This window comes from Pseudomonas psychrophila HA-4, assembly GCF_000282975.1.
Taxonomy (GTDB): domain Bacteria; phylum Pseudomonadota; class Gammaproteobacteria; order Pseudomonadales; family Pseudomonadaceae; genus Aquipseudomonas; species Aquipseudomonas psychrophila_A.
Map to the genome: position 1 here is coordinate 25,292 of NZ_ALJC01000006.1, position 15,501 is coordinate 40,792.

The 15,501-nt window shown below is 53.9% G+C and carries 20 protein-coding genes and 1 tRNA gene; 10 read left to right on the forward strand and 11 right to left on the reverse strand.

What is annotated here, in order from left to right; all coding sequences use genetic code 11:
- Positions 1 to 22 precede the first annotated feature (22 nt).
- Entirely contained in the window at positions 23 to 280 is a 258-nt protein-coding gene (locus B347_RS25660; protein ID WP_019407729.1) for an ogr/Delta-like zinc finger family protein, read from the forward strand.
- A 68-nt stretch (positions 281 to 348) separates the two neighbouring features.
- Here the strand turns inward: B347_RS25660 and B347_RS0100295 are convergent, their stop codons facing one another.
- Both B347_RS0100295 and B347_RS0100300 read right to left on the reverse strand, forming a co-directional pair.
- Positions 349 to 534: a hypothetical protein gene (locus B347_RS0100295; RefSeq protein WP_019407730.1), complete on the reverse strand. Its 186-nt coding sequence runs from the start codon at positions 532 to 534 to the stop codon at positions 349 to 351.
- Positions 535 to 635: 101 nt separating this feature from the next.
- Positions 636 to 986: a helix-turn-helix domain-containing protein gene (locus B347_RS0100300; protein ID WP_019407731.1), complete on the reverse strand. Its 351-nt coding sequence runs from the start codon at positions 984 to 986 to the stop codon at positions 636 to 638.
- Between the two features lie 84 nt (positions 987 to 1,070).
- Between B347_RS0100300 and B347_RS0100305 the strand changes: the two genes are divergently transcribed.
- The 7 genes from B347_RS0100305 to B347_RS0100335 all read left to right on the forward strand — a co-directional run bounded on the left by B347_RS0100305 (position 1,071) and on the right by B347_RS0100335 (position 6,758).
- The gene (locus B347_RS0100305; protein ID WP_019407732.1) at positions 1,071 to 1,283 is read left to right on the forward strand and encodes a DNA-binding protein; all 213 of its coding nucleotides are present in this window, start codon (positions 1,071 to 1,073) and stop codon (positions 1,281 to 1,283) included.
- 29 nt (positions 1,284 to 1,312) lie between these two features.
- Positions 1,313 to 1,792, forward strand: a complete 480-nt coding sequence (locus tag B347_RS0100310) for a YmfL family putative regulatory protein (protein WP_100218010.1) — start codon at positions 1,313 to 1,315, stop codon at positions 1,790 to 1,792.
- Entirely contained in the window at positions 1,789 to 2,151 is a 363-nt protein-coding gene (locus tag B347_RS0100315; RefSeq protein ID WP_019407734.1) for a hypothetical protein, read from the forward strand. Before B347_RS0100310 ends, B347_RS0100315 begins: the two co-directional genes overlap by 4 nt.
- A 74-nt stretch (positions 2,152 to 2,225) precedes the next feature.
- Positions 2,226 to 2,465, forward strand: a complete 240-nt coding sequence (locus B347_RS0100320; RefSeq protein WP_019407735.1) for a hypothetical protein — start codon at positions 2,226 to 2,228, stop codon at positions 2,463 to 2,465.
- Entirely contained in the window at positions 2,462 to 5,155 is a 2,694-nt protein-coding gene (locus tag B347_RS0100325) for a toprim domain-containing protein (RefSeq protein ID WP_019407736.1), read from the forward strand. The genes B347_RS0100320 and B347_RS0100325 overlap by 4 nt, the downstream gene beginning before the upstream one ends.
- A gap of 134 nt (positions 5,156 to 5,289) precedes the next feature.
- Positions 5,290 to 5,706, forward strand: coding sequence for a hypothetical protein (locus B347_RS26800; protein WP_237719089.1), 417 nt, complete (start codon positions 5,290 to 5,292; stop codon positions 5,704 to 5,706).
- Complete coding sequence (locus tag B347_RS0100335; RefSeq protein ID WP_237719090.1) at positions 5,607 to 6,758, forward strand: tyrosine-type recombinase/integrase; 1,152 nt, start codon at positions 5,607 to 5,609, stop codon at positions 6,756 to 6,758. The genes B347_RS26800 and B347_RS0100335 overlap by 100 nt, the downstream gene beginning before the upstream one ends.
- 83 nt (positions 6,759 to 6,841) lie before the next feature.
- Here the strand turns inward: B347_RS0100335 and B347_RS0100340 are convergent.
- The 9 genes from B347_RS0100340 to thrS all read right to left on the reverse strand — a co-directional run bounded on the left by B347_RS0100340 (position 6,842) and on the right by thrS (position 14,295).
- Positions 6,842 to 6,918: transfer RNA gene (locus B347_RS0100340), tRNA-Pro, on the reverse strand.
- Between the two features lie 89 nt (positions 6,919 to 7,007).
- A complete protein-coding gene (locus tag B347_RS0100345) occupies positions 7,008 to 7,364 on the reverse strand; it encodes a MerR family transcriptional regulator (protein WP_019407739.1) in 357 nt (118 codons plus the stop codon).
- Positions 7,345 to 7,647, reverse strand: a complete 303-nt coding sequence (gene ihfA, locus B347_RS0100350) for an integration host factor subunit alpha (RefSeq protein ID WP_002553164.1) — start codon at positions 7,645 to 7,647, stop codon at positions 7,345 to 7,347. The genes B347_RS0100345 and ihfA overlap by 20 nt, the downstream gene beginning before the upstream one ends.
- 3 nt (positions 7,648 to 7,650) lie before the next feature.
- Positions 7,651 to 10,029, reverse strand: coding sequence for a phenylalanine--tRNA ligase subunit beta (gene pheT / locus B347_RS0100355; protein WP_019407740.1), 2,379 nt, complete (start codon positions 10,027 to 10,029; stop codon positions 7,651 to 7,653).
- 26 nt (positions 10,030 to 10,055) lie between these two features.
- Complete coding sequence (gene pheS / locus B347_RS0100360; RefSeq protein ID WP_019407741.1) at positions 10,056 to 11,072, reverse strand: phenylalanine--tRNA ligase subunit alpha; 1,017 nt, start codon at positions 11,070 to 11,072, stop codon at positions 10,056 to 10,058.
- Between the two features lie 108 nt (positions 11,073 to 11,180).
- Positions 11,181 to 11,537 carry a 50S ribosomal protein L20 gene (gene rplT, locus B347_RS0100365; RefSeq protein WP_003442184.1) on the reverse strand — a complete coding sequence of 119 codons (357 nt, stop codon included), beginning with the start codon at positions 11,535 to 11,537 and terminating at the stop codon, positions 11,181 to 11,183.
- Between the two features lie 29 nt (positions 11,538 to 11,566).
- Complete coding sequence (gene rpmI / locus B347_RS0100370) at positions 11,567 to 11,761, reverse strand: 50S ribosomal protein L35 (protein ID WP_002553160.1); 195 nt, start codon at positions 11,759 to 11,761, stop codon at positions 11,567 to 11,569.
- 60 nt (positions 11,762 to 11,821) lie between these two features.
- Positions 11,822 to 12,373 (reverse strand): translation initiation factor IF-3, encoded by a 552-nt coding sequence (infC, locus tag B347_RS0100375; RefSeq protein ID WP_169835808.1) that lies wholly within the window; start codon positions 12,371 to 12,373, stop codon positions 11,822 to 11,824.
- A complete protein-coding gene (gene thrS / locus B347_RS0100380) occupies positions 12,373 to 14,295 on the reverse strand; it encodes a threonine--tRNA ligase (RefSeq protein ID WP_019407743.1) in 1,923 nt (640 codons plus the stop codon). The genes infC and thrS overlap by 1 nt, the downstream gene beginning before the upstream one ends.
- A gap of 365 nt (positions 14,296 to 14,660) precedes the next feature.
- On the opposite strand from thrS, the gene B347_RS0100385 reads away from it, so the two are divergent.
- Both B347_RS0100385 and B347_RS0100390 read left to right on the forward strand, forming a co-directional pair.
- Positions 14,661 to 14,972 carry a hypothetical protein gene (locus B347_RS0100385; protein ID WP_019407744.1) on the forward strand — a complete coding sequence of 104 codons (312 nt, stop codon included), beginning with the start codon at positions 14,661 to 14,663 and terminating at the stop codon, positions 14,970 to 14,972.
- A 280-nt stretch (positions 14,973 to 15,252) separates the two neighbouring features.
- A complete protein-coding gene (locus B347_RS0100390) occupies positions 15,253 to 15,465 on the forward strand; it encodes a cold-shock protein (RefSeq protein ID WP_003179963.1) in 213 nt (70 codons plus the stop codon).
- Positions 15,466 to 15,501: the final 36 nt, after the last annotated feature.

Sequence of the window (15,501 nt, forward strand, 5' to 3'; positions counted from 1 at the left end):
GGTTGCCCTGGGGAGGGACACAATGCGAGTTACATGCAAATGCGGACACAAGGGCCGGATCGCTTCGCGAGAGCAGTTATCTGAGGATTTTTCGAAGCTGTACTGCCAGTGCCTGGACGCAAAGTGCGGGCACACATGGGTCGCGAATCTGACGTTTTCACACACATTGAGCCCATCGGCTCAGTCATTCGAAAGGATGTTGTTTGACCGCTTGAGGGATATGCCCAGGGCAAAACAGCGGGAGTTGTTTGAGCAGCTTGGATCACAGGCGGTGGCGTGAGGCGCAAACGCCGACTCAAGGTTGTCGGCGATCGGTTACATGGAATGGGCTATCAGCGATCGGGAATATCAGCTGATGGCGGGTTCTTTGGGGTTGGTCGCGAGTACTTTGGACATCCGCTTGAGTTGAAGTTGCTCCGGCTCATTCAACAGGCGGAACAGGCGGATAAGGCGACGTTCAATTTCTGACAGATCCAGCCATTCGAACTCATTGGTTTCAACGCTGACGAGTTCAGTTTTCGTGCGATCCAACATGCTTACTACTCCATAAGGTGCATTGCTGAATCGACGTTGACGGGGCTGGATCGGGCTTTAGTACAGGGGGTCGACGAATGACATACATGATTTGTTACAAGTTAATTCCGATGACGGGCGGCGTCGTCGGCCATGGCTTGCAGGAAACGACGAATCGCCTCCTGGTCGAATGGTGTGATGCTTCTGTATTGCTTTACCAGCAGGTCTTCGACGTTGCTGAGAGCGTCCACCGCCAACGTAGTGCGCAAGCCATTGAGAATATAGGGGACATCAAAACCGAACTGGCTCGCGACTTTGCTCAGGTAAGACGCTGTCGCATCACTCGTTCCAGCTTCGTAATTGGCTTGGGTCCGTTTGGCTATTCCAAGCGCATCTGCAATCTCGTTCTGCGTCAAAGCGCAACGCTTACGTTCTTCCTGCAGTCGGGAGCCTATCTCTTCGGAAAGGTGCAAAATTTTTCATCTCTTATATTTACAAATGCATCGTAGTGCATCATTCTGCATCTCACACCACATGAAAATGCACGGAACTGCACTATGCCTAACTCAAGCATCACCGAGCAAGCCCGACAACAAGCGCGTGAAACCTTAGATAAACGTGGCCAATCCGCAAAGGACTTTGCTGAACAGCATAATCTGAATCCCAGCACCGTTTACGCGGTGCTGAGTGGCCAAAGCCGTTGTCGCCGTGGGGAGGCACATCGCGCCGCCGTACTACTTGGAATCAAAGACGGCGTGATTGAACAGTAATGGTGCTGAGCCACAGGGAAAACCAGAACATGAAAAGTTCAGTTCTAAAGACTCGCCGGGAAGTAGTCAGCGCAATCATTTGCAGCTATCCAGGTGGACGGGAATGCGCTGCAGCACGGATCGGCTTGGCATTGAAAAAGTTCGATAACCACGCTTACGAGAACAACAACAGTCGCCCGCTATCAGACGCCCAGCTCTATCAGTTGGAGCAGGAGGCCGGCACTCAACATCTCCCAACGTACATCGCGACGATGTATGGCGGTTTGTTCGTTCCGGTGGCGGATCCCGAGAGCTTGGACAACGTGGAGATGTACACCCTCTCGGTACACGTCGCAGCCAAACGCGGATGTGTTGACCAAGAAATTGCAAAGGCGTTGGCGGACGGCTGCATTTCCGAAATCGAAGCGGAACACATCCTCAATGCCCATAACTTGCACATGGCAGCACGTCACGCCGAAGTGCTGGCAGCCATCGACCTGTACCGAAGTAAATCAGGGGGTGCTCAATGAACAACGTTTCCACAGATATGGATTATCAGGACACCATTCGCGCTGCCGCGCTGGCGTTCCTCGAACGTCACCAGGGAGAGCACCTGGGCGATCTGGGCCAGTTTCTTTCCCGGACAATCAATCACCTGGTCGAAAGCCTCGGAGTAAAAGAGTCTCTGGCTACGCACCTGGTGCACCACGCCCACAGCGACCTTGTGACGATCAACACACGCCAACGGATCGACCTGCAGGCGAGCAGTGACTACCACGTCGTGATTACTGACCCCATTCGTGGTTGCACCTGGTCAGTGCCCACCTACCTGATCTACGAACACCTGATTGCTGCCGGCCACGGCAGACGCCTCACCCCCGCCACCTAACACCCCTTTACCAATGTCCTGAGCCCCACACCCTGTGGGTTTGGGTGAGCTTTGCCTGATGCCGAGGTTTCACTATGGGAAACGCCGTGATTGTCACCACACAAATGCCTCCGGCCCACGCCGAAGCGCTACTGGCTGCCTTACGTGCGCAGTACCTGATGAGCCTAAACGAACACTGGTACGCAGACGAATATCGCTACGTCCCTCAGATCTCACGACACAAATCGATTCTCGAAAGATCCCCTGTGATGGCCGCCCAGAAAAGCCTGATGGCAGCCCTATCCCTCAGCCTTAAAGCAGTGAAGCAATCATGAGAGACGATCTCCGTCACGACGTCCTGCAGCGCATCGAGTCCGAATTCGGCCTTAAACACCGAGCCCCCACTAACTACATGCGAGGTGGGACTTGTCCAAAGTGCAACAAAAAAGAGCTGTACACCCGCTTCGATAGCCCATGGCAGCTCATCTGTGGTCGTCAGGAAAAGTGCGGCCACACGGTGCATGTAAAAGAAATCTACGACGACCTCTTTGAAGACTGGAGCAAGCGCGTTCCCGCCACTGAGAACGCCCCAACAGCAACTGCGCGTGCATACCTAGAGTTTTCCCGCGGCTTCAATATTTCATTGATCGGCGGTTGGTTTACACAAGAGACGTACTACTCCGCCCAGCACGATGCAGGCAGTGCGACGGTACGCTTCGCCCTAGAGAAAGGCGGATATTGGGAACGCCTGATCGACAAGCCTTCGCGCTTCGGCAAGATGAAGGCCCGCTTCAAGCCTGGGGAGTCCTACAAAGGTGTGTGGTGGTGCCCGCCATGCGTCGACGTGCTCGAGGCGAAAGAGATCTGGATTGTCGAGGGCATCTTCGATGCGCTTGCCCTGGTGCACCACAACATCGCCGCCGTATCAGCGATGTCATCTAACGCCTTCCCGACCGACTCTCTGCAAGCCTTGGTGGCGGCTCGCCCAGGCAACCTGCCAAAGCTGGTTTGGGCGCTTGATAACGAACCAGGTGCACACGCTTACACCAAGCGTTGGGTCCGTATGGCCCGTGAACTGGGCTTCACCTGCGAAGCAGCTCAAATCCCCCAGCGGGATAACAGAAAGGTCGACTGGAACGATCTGCACCAGCGTTGGCAGTTCCTGGACGAAGGCGAGAAGCGTGATGCTCAGGTCGACAAAGACATCACCACCGCCCGGCACCACGGTGCCCTGCTGATCGCTGAGAACGCCACCGAGAAGGCCCTGGTGATGTTCGACTGGAAGCGCCGCAGCGAATTCCACCTGGAGTTCGGCAACCGCCTGTACTGGTTCAAGCTCGACCTAGAGAAGTACAACAAGGCGATCCAGGAGCTCGAGGACAGCGACCACCACGATGACCAGCAGCTGAACAACAAACAAATGCGGGCCAAGGCCATGCAGCAGTGCGGCGCGCTGCAGCGCATTGCTACCTGCAACCCCAAGGCTCTGTACTACCAGGAAAACAAACTCACCGACGAGTCCTGGTACTACTTCCGAATCACATTCGCCCACGATGCTGCGCCGATTAAGAACACCTTCACCAGCTCGCAGATCGCCTCGTCTGCAGAGTTCAAGAAGCGCCTTCTCGGCATTGCCCCGGGCGGGATGTTCACTGGTACCACCCAGCAGCTGGATGCCTTCATTGAGGAGCAAACCGACGCCCTCAAAACCGTACAGACCATTGACTTCACCGGCTACACCCGTGAGCACAGTGCCTACGTATACGGCGACGTAGCGGTTCGCGATGGGAAGGTGTTCAACCTGAACGAGGAGGATTTCTTCGACATGGACCGGCTGAGCATCAAGACCCTCAGCCAGTCGGTACTCCTCAACCTGAACACGGACCTGGAGAAGTTCGACACCGAGTGGCTGGACATCATCTGGCAATGCTTCGGTGCCAAAGGTCTGGTCGCGCTCGCATTCTGGTTCGGTTCTCTGTTCGCCGAGCAGATCCGTCAGCACCAGAAAAGCTACCCCTTCATGGAAATCATCGGTGAGCCAGGCGCCGGTAAGTCCACGCTGATCGAGTTCCTATGGAAGCTCTGCGGTCGTATCGATTACGAGGGTTTCGACCCAACCAAGGGTACCCCAGTTGCTCGAGCACGTAACTTCGCCCAGGTCGGCAATCTGCCAGTGGTGCTGATCGAATCGGAGCGGGAAAAGACCGATGGCAGCCAAACCAAACAGTACGACTGGGACGAACTGAAAACCGCCTACAACGGCCGCAGCGTCCGTTCCACCGGCGTGAAGAACAACGGCAACGACACCCGCGAGCCTCCTTTCCGTGGCGCTGTGGTCATCGGACAGAACCACGCGGTGAACGCTTCCGAACCCATTCTGCAACGCCTGGTGCACATCGCCATGACGAAGGACGGACAGACCCCGCAAACCAAATTGCTGGTGGAAAAGCTCGAGCGTATGCCGGTCGACCGCGTCAGCGGGTTCCTGGTCAAGTCCACCATGATGGAAAGCAAGGTGATGGAGACCGTCCGCGAAAAGGGGCCCAAATACGAACAGCAGCTGCTGGCCCTGCCCGAGATTCGCACCGTCCGGATCGCGAAGAATCACGCCCAGTTGCACGCCCTGGTCGACGCCCTGGTGCACGTTATTCCGCTGAAAAAGCACCAGGTGGAAGCGACTCACACCGAGATTCAGAACATGGCCAAAGACCGCCAGCTGGCGATCAACGCTGATCACCCGATCGTCGTCGAGTTCTGGGAGCTGTACGAGTACTTGAACAGCACTGCAGGTGGGCTCAACCACTCCCGCAATGACGGCCTGATCGCGGTGAACCTCAACGACTTCGCCAAGGAAGCCGCAGAGAAGCGCCAGAAAGTCCCGGACCTGACTGAGCTCAAGCGCCACCTGAAAACAAGCAAGTGCCCCAAGTTCGTTGAGACCAACAGGAACGTCTGCTCGGCATGGGATACCGATGCCGCCGACAAACCGAAAACCGTGCGGTGCTGGATTTTCCAGGCTGGCTAAAACCACCAAGGGAGAAAGTGCAGATGACTGCCATCGCACTACTCGTCCCATTGAGCTGGGTGCTCTTGGGACACGAACTCACCTTGTAACCACCCTCCCCACCTTCTGCCGCCACGAACGGCATGGAAAAAATTATGGCCAATCGAAGCGCAGCTCAAGTCGCCCCCATCCTCCCGCGTTTCATTCGCGCTGGCGAGGCATACGGCTATCTCGGCATGTGCCGGGAAGAATTCAACAAAACCGTCCGGCCTCATGTTCGAGAATTCCCGATCGGAAGACAGGGTGTGGGCTTCGACCGACTTGAACTTGACGCGTGGGCCGACGCCTACATTCAAGCCATGGCGATTGATAAAGCAGCCAATCAGGACAACAATCGGCCCCGCAGCGAGCGCCAAGGCGGATCCAAAGGAGATACGCAATGGCACATAAAGCAATCACTGGGCTCCAGCAAATGCCGAGCGGCATCTGGAAAATCGACAAGAAGTACCGAGGTGAACGAATTCAAGAGAGCACTGGCACTCGTGACCGCGCCGAAGCGGAGCAGCACCTGATCTATCTCTTGGAACAGCGCCGACAAGAGAAGGTGTACGGGATCAAAAAGGTGAGAACCTGGCGGGAAGCGGCAACTCGCTTCCTGCTTGAGGTGAAGGATCAGGCGTCAATCCATATATCTGCAACCTATATGGCCCAGCTCGATCCGTTCATTGGGGATATGCCGATCACACACATCGATGACGACTCCCTGGCACCGTACATTCATTCCAAGCTGCACCCTGCCGAGGGCAAGCCTGTAACGAATCGCACGGTCAATATTGCCCTGCAGAGGGTAATCAGGGTTCTGAACCTGTGTGCACGCAAATGGCGGGACGAAGAGCGCAGACCCTGGCTCGATGTTGTGCCAATGATCTCGCTACTGGATGAGAAGACGAACAGCCGGAAGCCCTATCCGCTTTCATGGGAGGAGCAATCGATTCTGTTTGCAGAGCTTCCGGCACATCTGCAGACCATGGCTATGTTCAAGGTCAACACCGGGTGCCGGGAGCAGGAAGTCTGCAAGCTTCAATGGGACTGGGAGATTGCGGTACCGGAGCTGGATACCGTGGTGTTTTTGATTCCACCCGGGTTTGGCGGTCGAAGTGTGCGGTCTGGCGTTAAGAATAGGGACGAACGCCTGGTGGTGCTCAACACCGTGGCCAAGTCGGTCATTGAGAAGCAGCGAGGCCAACACAAGCTGTACGTTTCCCCTTTCGGCAAGCCAGACGGCGACGGAAACGAAACAACGGTTCACCGGATGAACGACTCAGCCTGGAAGAAGGCTCGCGTCAGAGCGGCGAAGAAATGGCAGGAGAAGTATTTACGGCCAGCACATGATGGCTTTTCCAGAATCCGCATTCACGACCTGAAGCACACCTTTGGCAGAAGGCTGCGTGCAGCAGGCGTGACTGAGGAGGATCGCAAAGCATTGCTCGGCCACAAGAACGGCAGCATCACCAGTCACTACTCAGCGGCAGAACTGGACCAACTGATTGAGGCTGCAAACAAGGTATCAGTAACCGACTCACGCGCACCAGCGCTGACGATCCTGAAGAGGAGGCAGGCATAGCAGAAAAACCCAAGGTCACTTGAAAAGTCACTAGGGTAGAAATGAAAAAGCCACCGAAAAGGTGGCTAAGTCATTGAAAAATATGGTCGGGACGGAGTGATTCGAACACTCGACCCCTAGCACCCCATGCTAGTGCGCTACCGGACTGCGCTACGCCCCGACTAGGCGTTACATCTATGTTGCGACTTGCTAGAACGTCGAGAAATATACCTTAAGCTTTTGAAATACGAAAGTATTTTAAAACCAGGTTTATTTGCGGAGTACCAGTAAAACATCCTCCAACTCTGTGATCGTTTGACGGATCAGTTGTTTGTATTGGGTGGTGTCATCTTTGGCTTCATCACCAGACAATCGCTGGCGTGCGCCTCCGATGGTAAAACCTTGGTCGTAAAGCAAGGCGCGAATCTGCCGGATCATCAGCACGTCTTGTCGCTGATAATACCGGCGGTTTCCGCGTCGTTTGACGGGGTTAAGTTGAGGAAACTCTTGCTCCCAGTAGCGCAGCACATGCGGTTTTACCGCACATAGCTCGCTAACTTCGCCGATGGCGAAGTAGCGTTTGCCTGGAATCGGCGGGAGCTCGTCGTTATGACTTGGTTCCAGCATAGGCCTCTACTCGGGCTTTCAACTTCTGCCCTGGACGAAAGGTGACCACACGGCGAGCCGTGATCGGGATTTCCTCTCCCGTTTTCGGATTGCGGCCAGGCCGCTGTCGCTTGTCACGCAAATCAAAATTGCCAAAACCTGACAATTTGACCTGTTCATTGTCTTCAAGAGCGTGCCTGATTTCTTCGAAAAACAACTCCACCAATTCTTTGGCTTCACGTTTATTCAGGCCCAGCTCTTCATAAAGACGTTCCGCCATTTCAGCTTTCGTCAGAGCCCCCATACGTCACTTCCTTAACGTGGCGTTCAACCTTTTTTCGAGCGAGGTGAGGATATTATGTGTCGCGGTGTTCACCTCATCGTCATTAAGAGTGCGCGATGGATGCTGCCAGGTCAAGCCAACTGCAAGGCTTTTTCTATGCGGATCAATGCCTTTACCCTGGTAAACGTCAAATAGCCTGAGGTCTGTCAGCCATTCACCTGCATTTTCACGGATTACGCTCAGCACATCACTGGCTGCAACATCGCGATCGGCCAATAATGCCAAGTCACGGCGCACTTCAGGAAAGCGAGATAGCTCGTGGAATCTCGGCATTTTACCCGAAGCCACTTCTGCCAATACCAGTTCGAAAAGGAATACTGGACGGTCAAGACCCAGCGTTTTTGCCAGCTCCGGGTGAATCGCCCCAACGTAACCGACTTCACGCCCGTCGCGCTCAATACGTGCAGTTTGGCCAGGGTGCAAGGCAGGGTGACTGCCAGCTACAAAGGTGAATGCGTCAAGTGCACCGGCAAAACCCAGCACCGCTTCTACGTCAGCTTTGACGTCAAAGAAGTCGACAACATCGCGACCTTGCGCCCAGCCTTCTGGCAAGCGACTACCGCAAATCACACCTGCAAGCATTGGTTCTTGCTTCAGACCTTCCAGTTGACCGACAAAACGCAGGCCACTTTCGAAGAGACGGACGCGATCTTGCTGACGGTTGAGGTTGTACTGCAAAGACTTAACCAAACCCGGCCACAAAGACGCGCGCATTGCTGCCATGTCGTTTGAAATTGGATTGGCCAACAACAAAGGCTCAACGCCCGGGCTGAACAATTCGAATTGCTTCGGATCAATGAAACTGTAAGTAATTGCTTCCTGATAGCCACGAGCTACCAGCAGCCGACGCAATTCTGGCAGTTCGCTTCGCGCTTCAGCTTTCGCTTGCGGTGCAAGGCGAGCTTGCGGGTAACGAACCGGTAGGCGGTTGTAACCATAAAGTCGAGCCAATTCTTCGATCAAATCAACTTCAAGGCTGATATCGAAACGATGGCTAGGCACTTCTACACGCCACTGCCCTGCCCCGTCAGCGGAGATGGCCAGACCCAAAGCACTGAGCAGACGCTCGACTTCAGTAGAATCAATTTCCAAGCCGAGCATCTGAGTGATGCGTGCAACGCGCAAAGTGATGGGTGCAATCGATGGCAGGTACTGTTCATTAGCAGTTTCTACGATTGGACCGGCTTCACCACCGGTGATTTCCAATAGCAAGCCTGTGGCACGCTCCATGGCTTCACGCGCCAGTTTCCAGTCCACACCACGCTCATAGCGATGCGAGGCGTCTGTGTGCAGACCATAAGAACGCGCTTTGCCCGCAACGGCAATTTGGTCGAAGAACGCACTTTCCAGGAACACATCACGAGTCGTCGCCGATACGCCGCTATGCTCCCCACCCATCACACCAGCAATCGCCAATGCACGGGCGTGGTCAGCAATCACCAACGTATCGCTACGCAGGGCGACTTCCTGACCGTCGAGCAGTACCAGCTTCTCACCCTCTTCAGCCATGCGCACGCGGATTCCACCATTGATCTCGGCGAGATCGAATGCGTGCAACGGCTGACCCAACTCCAGCATTACGTAGTTTGTAATGTCGACAGCGGCATCGATGCTACGAACGTCTGCGCGACGCAGGCGCTCAACCATCCACAGAGGCGTAGGACGGGACAGATCGACGTTGCGGATGACACGACCCAGATAACGCGGGCAAGCAGAAGGTGCCAACACGTCAACCGGGCGAACCTCATCGTGTACCGCAGCAACAGCGGCCACTACAGGACGAGTCACATCTGCAGCGTATAGCGCGCCAACCTCACGAGCCAAACCTGCCAAAGATAAGCAATCGCCACGGTTAGGGGTAAGGTCGACCTCAATGCTGGCATCTTCAAGCCCCAAGTAGGAACGAATATCTTCGCCTACAGGAGCATCGGCCGGCAACTCCATCAAACCATCGTTACCTTCGCCAATTTGCAGCTCTGCTTGCGAGCACAGCATGCCATTGGACTCAAGGCCACGTAGTTTGGCTTTCTTGATTTTGAAGTCGCCTGGCAGTTCTGCACCAATCATGGCGAACGGGACTTTCAGGCCGGGACGCACGTTCGGCGCACCGCAAACCACCTGAAAAGTATCCGAGCCATCGCTGACTTGGCACACACGAAGCTTGTCGGCGTCTGGGTGCTGCTCAGTGCTGAGCACCTCACCCACGACAACGCCACTGAATACACCGGCGGCCGGCGTTACGCTATCGACCTCAAGACCAGCCATCGACAAACGAGCAACCAGCTCGTCGCGATTTACCTGCGGGTTAACCCAACCACGCAGCCATTGTTCACTGAATTTCATCCTGCTCTCCTAAGAATTCGTTACGACTAGCGAAATTGCGCGAGGAACCGCAAGTCGTTGTCGAAGAACAGACGCAAGTCGTTCACGCCGTAACGCAGCATGGCCAGACGTTCAACCCCCATGCCGAAAGCAAAACCCGAGAATTCTTCTGGGTCGATGCCAGACATACGCAGTACATTCGGATGAACCATGCCGCAGCCCATGACTTCCAGCCAGCCCGTCTGCTTGCAGACGCGGCAGCCTTTGCCACTGCACATCACGCATTCCATGTCCACTTCAGCCGAAGGCTCTGTGAACGGGAAGTAGGAAGGGCGGAAACGTACGGCCAATTCTTTTTCGAAGAACACTCGCAAGAACTCTTCAATAGTCCCTTTGAGGTCCGCGAAATTGATATCGCGATCAACTAGCAGGCCTTCAACCTGGTGGAACATCGGCGAGTGAGTGATATCGGAGTCGCTACGATAGACACGGCCTGGGCAGACGATGCGGATCGGCGGCTGCTGCGATTCCATGGTGCGGACCTGTACCGGAGAGGTATGGGTGCGCAACAGCATGTTCGCATTGAAATAGAAGGTGTCATGCATCGAGCGGGCCGGGTGATGGCCTGGGATGTTGAGCGCCTCAAAGTTGTGATAGTCGTCTTCAACCTCAGGGCCTTCGGCGATGCCGTAGCCAATGTGGGTGAAGAACTGTTCAATACGCTCCAGAGTCCGGGTCACCGGATGCAGACCGCCTGAGGTCTGTCCACGGCCAGGCAGGGTCACATCAATAGACTCGGCAGACAGTTTGGCGGCCAGCTCGGCCTCTTCAAACAGCGCCTTGCGTGCATTAAGAACCTCTGTGACACGCTCCTTGGCAACGTTGATCAGGGCTCCCACTTGTGGGCGCTCTTCAGCCGGCAAATTCCCCAGGGTCTTCATCACCTGAGTCAATTCACCTTTTTTGCCGAGGTACTGAACCCGGATTTGCTCCAGGGCATTAATATCTTCAGCGCTTTGCACAGCCTCTAGTGCTTGAGAGACCAGCGCATCCAGGTTTTCCATGTACAGACTCCAGATACAAAATAGGGGAAGAGCTTGAAGGCTCTTCCCCTATTTAAGACGTTTAGCACCTGAGCCCACAGAGGTGAGCACAAGAACTGTCGGGGGTACTTAAGCCAAGGTGGCTTTAGCTTTCTCGACAATCGCAGCAAACGCCGCTTTTTCGTTCACTGCCAGATCAGACAGAACCTTACGGTCGATCTCGATGGAAGCTTTTTTCAGGCCAGCGATGAAACGGCTGTAAGACAGACCGTTGATACGTGCACCAGCGTTGATACGAGCGATCCACAGAGCGCGGAACTGACGTTTTTTCTGACGACGGTCACGGTAGGCGTATTGGCCTGCCTTGATTACCGCTTGCTTGGCAACACGGAATACGCGTGAGCGTGCGCCGTAGTAGCCTTTAGCCAGTTTCAGAATTTTTTTGTGACGTTTACGGGCGACAACGCCACGCTTTACACGAGCCATGAGTTACTTCCTCTAGTCTTAACCAAAAATTAACGAAGGCGCAGCATGCGCTCGACTTTTGCCACGTCGGACGGATGCAGCAAGCTGCTTCCGCGCAGTTGACGCTTACGCTTGGTCGACATTTTGGTCAGGATGTGGCTCTTGAAAGCGTGTTTGTGCTTGATACCGTTAGCAGTTTTCAGAAACCGCTTAGCAGCACCACTTTTAGTCTTCATCTTTGGCATGTTCGGATACTCCGCATTCAGTTGATAAACATAACCGCAAGGCCTGCCGTGCCCTGGTGGTTACTTCTTCTTTTTCGGGGCGATGACCATAATCAGCTGGCGTCCTTCCATCTTAGGATGCTGTTCGACGGTCCCGTATTCAACCAGGTCAGCTTCAACCCGCTTCAACAGTTCCATACCCAGCTCCTGGTGGGCCATCTCACGGCCGCGGAATCGTAACGATACCTTGGCCCTGTCCCCATCACTCAGGAAACGTACCAGGTTGCGCAGTTTTACCTGGTAATCCCCTTCCTCCGTCCCTGGACGAAACTTGATTTCTTTAACCTGGATTTGTTTCTGGTTTTTCTTCGCTGCGGCAATCTGCTTCTTCTTTTCGAAGATCGACTTGCCGTAATCCATCAGCTTGCAAACAGGGGGTACTGCATCAGCGGAAATTTCCACCAAATCCAGTTTGGCTTCTTCAGCCTTAAGAAGCGCTTCTTCGATCGGGACAATGCCAAGTTGCTCGCCCTCAGCTCCGATTAACCGAACCTCGCGTGCCGAGATATTCTCGTTGATCGGGGCTTTCGGTGCAGCTCGTTTATCTTGTCTCATTTCACGCTTAATAATAATTACTCCGAATCATGGCGACCACGCCGGGAAACCGCTTGTGCGAGGAATTCAGCGAATTGCGCGACGGGCATCGAGCCCAGGTCAGCACCTTCACGTGTACGCACAGCGACAGTCTGCATCTCGACTTCCCGATCTCCGATAACCAAGAGATAAGGAACCTTGAGCAAAGTATGCTCGCGGATTTTAAAGCCGATCTTTTCATTTCTCAAGTCAGACTTGGCACGAAACCCGCTCTGATTGAGAGTTTTTTCAACCTCAGCGGCAAATTCTGCCTGTTTATCAGTGATATTCATGATCACTACCTGAGTTGGCGCTAACCACGCAGGGAACGCACCTTCGTAATGCTCAATCAAAATACCGACAAAGCGTTCGAACGATCCGAGGATCGCGCGGTGCAGCATAACGGGATGCTTACGGCTGTTGTCTTCAGACACGTATTCTGCGCCAAGACGGATGGGCAGGTTAAAATCGAGCTGCAGGGTACCACACTGCCAGACACGACCAAGACAATCTTTTAGAGAAAATTCAATCTTCGGCCCGTAGAAGGCGCCCTCACCCGGCTGCAGGTCATACGCCAAACCGGCACTGTCGAGTGCTGAAGCCAAGGCACTTTCAGCACGATCCCAAAGCTCATCGGAACCTACGCGCTTTTCAGGGCGAGTCGACAGCTTGAGCTCGATATCTTTAAAACCGAAGTCTGCGTATACATCCAGCGTCAGCTTGATAAAGGCTGCGGACTCGGCCTGCATTTGCTCTTCAGTGCAGAAAATGTGTGCATCGTCTTGAGTAAAAGCGCGAACACGCATAATGCCATGCAAAGCACCCGACGGCTCATTGCGGTGGCAAGCACCGAACTCAGCAAGCCGCAATGGCAACTCACGGTAGCTTTTCAGGCCTTGGTTAAACACCTGAACGTGACATGGGCAGTTCATCGGTTTGATCGCGTAATCGCGGTTTTCCGACTCAGTGGTGAACATGTTTTCAGCGTAGTTAGCCCAGTGCCCGGACTTTTCCCACAGACTGCGATCCACTACCTGAGGCGTTTTGATCTCCAGGTAGCCGTTCTCGCGCTGCACTTTACGCATGTACTGCTCAAGTACTTGATACAGGGTCCAGCCATTGGGATGCCAGAACACCATGCCCGGCGCTTCTTCTTGAGTATGGAACAGACCCAGGCGCTTACCGATTTTACGGTGATCGCGCTTTTCAGCCTCTTCAATACGCTGGATATAAGCTGCCAACTGCTTCTTGTCGGCCCAAGCAGTGCCATAAATACGCTGCAACTGCTCGTTTTTGGCATCGCCACGCCAGTAAGCGCCTGACAGTTTGGTCAGCTTGAATGACTTGAGAAAACGCGTGTTCGGAACGTGAGGACCACGGCACATGTCGACGTATTCTTCATGGAAGTACAGACCCATGACTTGTTCGTTCGGCATGTCTTCGATCAATCGCAGTTTGTAGTCTTCACCGCGCTCAGAGAACAGTTCGATCACTTCAGCACGCGGCGTCACTTTCTTAATGACGTCGTAGTCTTTTTCGATCAACTGCTGCATGCGCTTTTCGATAGCGGCCATGTCATCCGGAGTAAACGGACGCTCATAGGCGATGTCGTAGTAAAAGCCTTCATCAATAACAGGGCCGATCACCATTTTGGCTGTCGGATACAACTGCTTGACTGCGTGACCGACCAAGTGAGCGCAAGAGTGACGAATGATCTCCAGCCCCTCTTCATCCTTGGGCGTAATGATTTGCAAGGTGGCATCATTTTCGATCAAGTCACAGGCATCAACCAACTTGCCGTTGACTTTGCCGGCTACAGTGGCCTTGGCCAAACCTGCGCCAATTGAAGCAGCAACCTCGGCTACTGAAACCGGGTGATCGAATGAACGTTGACTGCCGTCGGGAAGAGTAATAGTTGGCATGGCGCCTCCTCTCCTAGTGGTGACCCCTACCAAAGGTCACGTGGGTTGGGATGAGCCAGTACGCGATTCGGTGGTATACCTGCCTCACAGTGGCAGGAGCCTTACGGCCAACCCAAAACCGAACCAGAGTGACTGGAGTTCAAATTAAAAAAGGTAATGGCTCTGCTTCGTGGCTCAAAGAGCATGCACTAACAGAAAACTGCCAAGGGCGGCATGCTAGCACAGATGCCTTGGCATCTGCGCCTCCCCTCTCACTCACGCCAAACATCTTGGCTAAGTTTTGCAAAATGATGAACTTGAGCTTCATTATTCCCTCAGATAATGAGTGAAATCATTTCGCAATTAACGATCACAAGGAGCATCACATGCGCATGACTCACCTACTGGCTTTCGCAGCACCTCTCGCACTCCTGCTACCTTTGAGCGCTCAGGCTGCCTGGCCCAAGGATTTGAAAGCCAGCTACATGAAGGATTGCACTGCTGCGGCAGCGCCAAAAATTGGCGAAAAAGCCGCTCAGTCACATTGCTCATGTGGCGCAGATAAAATCGACAAAAACTTTACGACAGCTCAGATCAAAGAGCTTATGAGCCCGGACGGAGCAAAAAATCCTCCCCTTCAGCAGAAAGCACTCGACGTAATCGCAGAGTGCCGAGCTGCACCTCAGCCAAAGAAATAGGGTGTACGAAGGTGTTAATCAAGGCAAATACGGCCTGAAACCCAATCCAATCCAAAAAACACGTCTCATTTGCTGCTTTTTTTAAAAGCGATTTTGAGCCTGCAAGCCCCATAAAACGGGGCTTACAGACTTTTTAGACGTTGGACAAAAGCTAACAATGCGTCAATCTGAGGCTTAGGGGGGCTCCCAAACCGCACATTTCGACTATGATAGCCAAGTGTGCCCAGTTGGCCTGAGCAGCACAGTACTACTGAAAATATAAGTTTCTTGGAGATACACCATGTCTAATCGCCAAACCGGCACCGTAAAATGGTTCAACGATGAAAAAGGCTTCGGCTTCATCACTCCTCAAGGTGGCGGTGACGACCTGTTCGTACACTTCAAAGCTATCGAAAGCGACGGTTTCAAAAGCCTGAAAGAAGGCCAGACCGTTTCCTTCGTGGCTGAGAAAGGCCAAAAGGGTATGCAAGCTGCACAGGTTCGTCCGGAGTAAATCTCCCGCGAACAAAAAAACCCCGTCCATGTGACG

Excerpts from the sequence above, each read along its gene's own strand:
- B347_RS0100325 (WP_019407736.1), top strand. The coding sequence starts at position 2,462 with ATGAGAGACGATCTCCGTCACGACGTCCTGCAGCGCATCGAGTCCGAA.
- rplT (WP_003442184.1), bottom strand. The coding sequence starts at position 11,537 with ATGGCTCGTGTAAAGCGTGGCGTTGTCGCCCGTAAACGTCACAAAAAA.
- thrS (WP_019407743.1), bottom strand. The coding sequence starts at position 14,295 with ATGCCAACTATTACTCTTCCCGACGGCAGTCAACGTTCATTCGATCAC.
- pheT (WP_019407740.1), bottom strand. The coding sequence starts at position 10,029 with ATGAAATTCAGTGAACAATGGCTGCGTGGTTGGGTTAACCCGCAGGTA.
- B347_RS0100315 (WP_019407734.1), top strand. The coding sequence starts at position 1,789 with ATGAACAACGTTTCCACAGATATGGATTATCAGGACACCATTCGCGCT.
- B347_RS26800 (WP_237719089.1), top strand. The coding sequence starts at position 5,290 with ATGGCCAATCGAAGCGCAGCTCAAGTCGCCCCCATCCTCCCGCGTTTC.
- pheS (WP_019407741.1), bottom strand. The coding sequence starts at position 11,072 with ATGGAAAACCTGGATGCGCTGGTCTCTCAAGCACTAGAGGCTGTGCAA.
- B347_RS0100295 (WP_019407730.1), bottom strand. The coding sequence starts at position 534 with ATGTTGGATCGCACGAAAACTGAACTCGTCAGCGTTGAAACCAATGAG.
- B347_RS0100310 (WP_100218010.1), top strand. The coding sequence starts at position 1,313 with ATGAAAAGTTCAGTTCTAAAGACTCGCCGGGAAGTAGTCAGCGCAATC.
- B347_RS0100390 (WP_003179963.1), top strand. The coding sequence starts at position 15,253 with ATGTCTAATCGCCAAACCGGCACCGTAAAATGGTTCAACGATGAAAAA.
- rpmI (WP_002553160.1), bottom strand. The coding sequence starts at position 11,761 with ATGCCAAAGATGAAGACTAAAAGTGGTGCTGCTAAGCGGTTTCTGAAA.
- ihfA (WP_002553164.1), bottom strand. The coding sequence starts at position 7,647 with ATGGGGGCTCTGACGAAAGCTGAAATGGCGGAACGTCTTTATGAAGAG.
- B347_RS0100305 (WP_019407732.1), top strand. The coding sequence starts at position 1,071 with ATGCCTAACTCAAGCATCACCGAGCAAGCCCGACAACAAGCGCGTGAA.
- B347_RS25660 (WP_019407729.1), top strand. The coding sequence starts at position 23 with ATGCGAGTTACATGCAAATGCGGACACAAGGGCCGGATCGCTTCGCGA.
- B347_RS0100320 (WP_019407735.1), top strand. The coding sequence starts at position 2,226 with ATGGGAAACGCCGTGATTGTCACCACACAAATGCCTCCGGCCCACGCC.
- B347_RS0100335 (WP_237719090.1), top strand. The coding sequence starts at position 5,607 with ATGCCGAGCGGCATCTGGAAAATCGACAAGAAGTACCGAGGTGAACGA.
- B347_RS0100345 (WP_019407739.1), bottom strand. The coding sequence starts at position 7,364 with ATGCTGGAACCAAGTCATAACGACGAGCTCCCGCCGATTCCAGGCAAA.
- B347_RS0100385 (WP_019407744.1), top strand. The coding sequence starts at position 14,661 with ATGCGCATGACTCACCTACTGGCTTTCGCAGCACCTCTCGCACTCCTG.